Source organism: Kitasatospora sp. NPDC057542 (assembly GCF_042801945.1).
Classification (GTDB): domain Bacteria; phylum Actinomycetota; class Actinomycetes; order Streptomycetales; family Streptomycetaceae; genus Kitasatospora.
This window is the reverse complement of record NZ_JBHVFE010000565.1, coordinates 1-5,166: the sequence shown is the minus strand read 5'-3', so window position 1 is coordinate 5,166 and position 5,166 is coordinate 1. Positions and strand designations below refer to the sequence as shown.

The window sequence follows — 5,166 nt, the reverse complement described above, 5'->3', positions numbered from 1 at the left end:
CGGTGCTGCGGATCCGGCCCCTCGCCGAACGCACGAGGCGTTCGGCGAGAGGCCGAGGTGTTACCCGAAGGAGGCCGGTCAGACGCTCACGCCCGGGCCGGCGGCGGTCGGCGCGGTGGTGCTGCCGGCCTTCGCGCCGAGGATGCGTTCGATCTTGGCGACGGCAGTGCGGTACTGCTCGGAGGCCGTCTGCTCGGAGGCGGTCTGCTCGGAGGTGCCCAGGCGTTCGAAGTAGCCGAAGGCCATGGCCACGTTGCCGAAGCGCTCGATGCCGATGTAGGCGCTGAGCCGGACGCCGGCCAGGGTGCCGTCGAGGTGGACGGCGGGGGCCTCCTTGCGGTCGCCGAGGGTGACCGGGGTGACGGTGAAGGTCACGGTGTCCTCGGGGCCGGCGTTGAAGGTGATGCTGTGGCAGGTCCGCAGAGCGTCGACGGCGGTGTCGAAGTCGGCGGCGAGCCGGTCGGGCACCTCGGCCGCGAGGACCTGGGTGACCACCGGGTTGCCGCCCGGGCCGTCGAGTGCGACCGCGGCGCGCTGGACGTCCGTGCCGGTCTGGGCGGCGTGCATGTTGATCAGGGCGCTGAGTGCGGCGCAGCCGGTCACCGGGATCGGGCCCTCGCCGGTGCTCGGGCTCTGCGTCACCGGGATCTCGGTGTGGCCGGGGCCGAGGTCGGCCGCGGTCAGCAGGGCCGACGTCAGCTGGTCGGCGGAGGGCAGGTCCTGGGCTGGTACGGCCGACGTCAGCCGGCCGGCGGAGGGCAGGTCCTGGGCTGGTACGGCAGACGCCGGCAGGGCCGTCGGGCCCAGGGCGACCGCCACGGCGGCGGCTGCGGCGGTGAGGGCGTGGATGGGCCTGGGAAGAGACATGAGGGGCCCCCGGTCGAGAGTTCGGGCAGGGACAGCCACCAGTGTCCCACCGGGGGCGGGGTGCGGCGCGCGGGCGGGGATCTCCGCAGGTCAGGAGCCGTGCGCAGGGCCGGTGGAGGGCAGGGTTTCGAGGGTCTCGGCGAGCCACTGCACCCAGAAGGCCTCCAGCCCGATGCCGGCCCTCAGCACCGCGTGCTGGAGCCGGTTCTCGCCGTCCGCCCGCTCGGCCGGGAAGTCGCGCCGCTCGATCTCCCGGTAGTCGGCCAACTGCTCCCGGTGCAGGGCCAGATGGCGCTCCAGCTCGGCCGCCAGCCCGTCCGTGCCGACCACCGCGGCCGCCCGCAGCCGCAGCAGCAGCGGTTCCCGGACGGCGCGCGGCGCGGCGCCCTCGGCGGTCCAGCGGGCCAGTTCGGCGCGGCCCTCCGGCAGGACCTCGTACTCCTTCTTCTGCCCGCGCACCGGCCCCTCCGGCTGGAGGGCCCGGATCTGTCCGGAGGCCTCCAGCCGGCCCAGTTCGCGGTAGATCTGCTGGTGGGTGGCGGGCCAGAAGAAGCCGATCGACCTGTCGAACCGCCTGGTCAGCTCCAGCCCCGAGGACGGCTTCTCCAACAGGGCGGTGAGGATGGCGTGCGGCAGCGACATGCCGTCGATCGTACGGGGACCGCCGCGGGCGACGGGCCGGGCTCAGCCCCGGGCGGGCGCGGCGGCGTGCCGGGCGAGCACGGCGCGCAGCCGGCCGGGGTCGGCGGTGCCGCGTTTGGGCAGGACGGTCAGGCAGGAGTTGTTCTTGTCACCGCTCGGCAGGACGACTGATGCACGGGGCCTCAGATGGCCGCGGCCAGCTCGGTGCCCTGCTTGATGGCGCGCTTGGCGTCCAGTTCGGCGGCCGCGTCGGCGCCGCCGATCAGGTGCACCGTCAGGCCGCGCTCGCGCAGCGCCTCGTGCAGGTCGCGGCGCGGCTCCTGGCCGGTACAGAGCACGACGGTGTCCACGGGCAGCAGTCGGCGCTCGCCGTCCACGGTGATGTGCAGGCCGGCGTCGTCGATCAGGTCGTACGTGACGCCGGGGACCATCACCACGCCGCGGTGCTTGAGCTCGGTGCGGTGGATCCAGCCGGTGGTCTTGCCGAGGCCGGCACCGACCTTGCCGGTCCTGCGCTGGAGCAGGTGCACGCTGCGCGGGGGCTTCGGCCGCTCCGGGACGCGCAGGCCGCCGCGCTCTCGGTACTCCGGGTCGATGCCCCACTTGGCCTGGAACACGGGCGGGTTGAGGCTTGCGGCGTCGCCCGGGTCGGTGAGGAACTCGGCCACGTCGAAGCCGATCCCGCCCGCGCCGAGGATGGCGACCCGTTCGCCGACCGGCGCGCCGTCGCGCAGCACGTCGAGGTAGCCGAGCACGCTGGGGTGGTCGATTCCCGGGATGTCGGCGGGGGTTCGCGGGGTGACGCCGGTGGCGAGGACGATCTCGTCGTGGCCCTGCTCGGCCAGCTGCTCGGCGGTGACGGTCGCGCCGAGCCGCAACGTGACGGCCAACTCGGCCAGCCGGGTGCGGAAGTAGCGCAGCGTCTCGTCGAACTCCTCCTTGCCGGGGATGCGCCGGGCGATGTTCAGCTGCCCGCCGATCGCCTCGGCGGCGTCGTACAGGGTGACGTCGTGGCCGCGCTCGGCGGCGGAGACGGCGAACGCGAGGCCGGCCGGGCCCGCCCCGACGACGCCGATCCGCTTGCGCAACTGGGTCGCACCGAGGACGAGTTCGGTCTCGTGGCAGGCGCGCGGGTTGACCAGGCAGGAGGTGATCCGGAGGCTGAAGGTGTGGTCGAGGCAGGCCTGGTTGCAGCCGATGCAGGTGTTGATGGCCTCGGCGCGGCCGTCCCGCGCCTTGGCGACGAAGTCGGCGTCGGCGAGCAGCGGCCGGGCCATCGAGACCAGGTCGGCGCTGCCCTCGGCGAGCAACTGCTCGGCGATCTCGGGGGTGTTGATGCGGTTGGTGGCGACCAGCGGGATGCCGACCTTTCCCATCACCTTCTTCGTCACCCAGGCGAAGGCGCCGCGCGGCACCGAGGTGGCGATGGTGGGGATGCGGGCCTCGTGCCAGCCGATGCCGCTGTTGATGATGGTCGCCCCGGCGGCCTCGACGGCCTGGGCGAGCTGCACGACCTCGTCCAGGGTGGAGCCGCCTGGCACCAGGTCGAGCATGGAGAGGCGGTAGACGATGACGAAGTCCTCGCCGACCCGCTCGCGGACCCGGCGGACGATCTCCACCGGGAAGCGCATCCGCCGCTCGTACGCACCGCCCCACTCGTCCTCGCGGTGGTTGGTCGCGGCGACGATGAACTCGTTGATCAGGTAGCCCTCGGAGCCCATGATCTCGACGCCGTCGTACCCGGCGCGGCGGGCGAGTTCGGCGCAGCGGGCGAAGTCCTCGATGGTCTGCTCGACCTGCTCGGCGGTGAGCTCGTTGGGCACGAAGGGGCTGATCGGGGCCTGGACCGGGCTGGGAGCGACCAGGTCGCGGTGGTAGGCGTAGCGGCCGAAGTGCAGGATCTGGAGGGCGATCCGCCCGCCGGCGGCGTGCACCGCGTCGGTGACCACCCGGTGCCTGTCGGCCTCCTCCTCGGTGGTCAGCATCGCGCCGCCCTCCCAGGGGCGCCCGGCCTCGTTGGGGGCGATGCCGCCGGTGACGATCAGGCCGACGCCGCCGCGGGCCCGCTCGGCGTAGAAGGCGGCCATCCGCTCGTAGCCGCCGGGAGCCTCCTCCAGACCGACGTGCATCGAGCCCATGATCACGCGGTTGGGCAGGGTGGTGAAGCCGAGGTCGAGCGGGCTGAGCAGGTGCGGGTAGCGGCTGCTGCCGGGGTGGGCGCTCATCGACGTCTCCTGGGGCGCGGTCCGGGGGCGGTTGTTACCGCAGAGTAGGGGACGTGCGGCCGGGTATGCAACTAGTTGCATAAGGAGCGGGGGCCTCCGGCCGGGGCTTCTCCGGATGGGCGAGAACCCTGCGCCCGGGCCCGGCCGTCGGCGTATCGTCGTGCCCCGGACAACGCGTGCTCGGGAGAGGAGCGACCGTGCGGGGTGGCTCGGTGGCCGTGGTCGGGGGCAGCATCGCCGGGAGCGCGTTCGCCGGTGCCGCCGCCCGGCTCGGCGCGGAACGGGTGGTCGTGCTGGAACGCAGCCCCGGCCGGCTGGAGGACCGCGGCGTGGGGCTGTGCACCCACGACGACCGCTTCGACGAACTGGTCCGGGCCGGACACCTCGACGCGGACACCCGCCGCCACCGCCTCACCGTCCGCCGCTGGGTCACCCGGAGCGCGGCCGGCAAGGGGGACGGACCGGACGGCTGCGGGCGACTGCTCTGGGCCCAGCCCTTCCCGTTCCACTCGCACCACTGGGGCGTGCTCTGGCAGGCGCTGCGCGAACGGGCGCCCGGGCAGGTCGAGTTCCGGCTGGGCACCACCGTGACGGCCGTCGGCAACGGGCAGGGCGGCGCCTGGACCGAGCAGGCCGGCGGCGGCCGCGAGGCGTACGACCTGGTGATCGGCGCCGACGGCTACCGCTCGGTGGTCCGCGCCGCCGTCTGCCCGCAGGCCGGGCCCGAGTACGCCGGGTACGTGTGCTGGCGCGGCAGCTACGACGCCGCCCTGCTGGCCGAGCTGCCCGGCGGTGCGGCGCCCTGGCCGCAGGAGCAGTGCATCACCGCCTGCTACCCCGGCGGCCAGGTGGTGATCTACCGCATCCCCGGGGTCGAGCCCGGCCGCACCCAGGTGAACTGGGTCTTCTACGCCCCCACCCCCGCCTGGCTGAGGCTGGACGGCCCGACCAGCATCCCGGCGGGCAGCCTCACCGACCCGCAGCTGGACGAGCTGCGGCAGCTGGCGGAGCGGCACCTGCCGCCGTACTGGGCCGCCCTGGTCACGCTGACCCCGCGCGAGCGGACCTTCCTGCAGCCGATCTACGACCTGGCGGCCCCGCGCCGCACGGCCGGCCGACTGCTGATCGGCGGGGACGCGGCCACCGTGGTGCGCCCGCACAACACCAGCGGCGTGGTGAAGGCGATGCAGGACGCGCACGCCTTCGAGCTGGCGGGGCGGGAGGCCGGCTCCTGGCCGGCACTGCTGGCCGCCTACGACCGTGAACGGACGGCGGCCGGGCGGGAGTTGGTGGAGCTGGGCCGCACTCTCGGCCGGGCCCAGGTCACCGATGCGCCGGACTGGTCAGGGATGGACGAGCCGGGCATGACCGCCTGGTGGCGGCAACAGCTCACCGGAGGCGGGGGTTTCGGCGGCCAGGCGCTCGGCCGCAC

4 protein-coding genes are annotated in these 5,166 nt (G+C 74.2%); 1 reads left to right on the top strand and 3 read right to left on the bottom strand.

What is annotated here, in order from left to right; translation table 11 throughout:
- Window positions 1–78: 78 nt before the first annotated feature.
- The 3 genes from ACFU7Y_RS39675 to ACFU7Y_RS39665 all read right to left on the bottom strand — a co-directional run bounded on the left by ACFU7Y_RS39675 (window position 79) and on the right by ACFU7Y_RS39665 (window position 3,734).
- Window positions 79–867, bottom strand: a complete 789-nt coding sequence (locus ACFU7Y_RS39675; RefSeq protein WP_380771275.1) for a hypothetical protein — start codon at window positions 865–867, stop codon at window positions 79–81.
- Window positions 868–957: 90 nt separating this feature from the next.
- Window positions 958–1,509 carry a PadR family transcriptional regulator gene (locus tag ACFU7Y_RS39670; RefSeq protein WP_224284578.1) on the bottom strand — a complete coding sequence of 184 codons (552 nt, stop codon included), beginning with the start codon at window positions 1,507–1,509 and terminating at the stop codon, window positions 958–960.
- Window positions 1,510–1,691: 182 nt separating this feature from the next.
- Window positions 1,692–3,734, bottom strand: a complete 2,043-nt coding sequence (locus ACFU7Y_RS39665) for an FAD-dependent oxidoreductase (RefSeq protein WP_380771274.1) — start codon at window positions 3,732–3,734, stop codon at window positions 1,692–1,694.
- A 197-nt stretch (window positions 3,735–3,931) separates the two neighbouring features.
- On the opposite strand from ACFU7Y_RS39665, the gene ACFU7Y_RS39660 reads away from it, so the two are divergent.
- On the top strand, window positions 3,932–5,166 hold a 1,235-nt coding region (locus ACFU7Y_RS39660), incomplete at its 3' end, for an FAD-dependent monooxygenase (protein ID WP_380771273.1).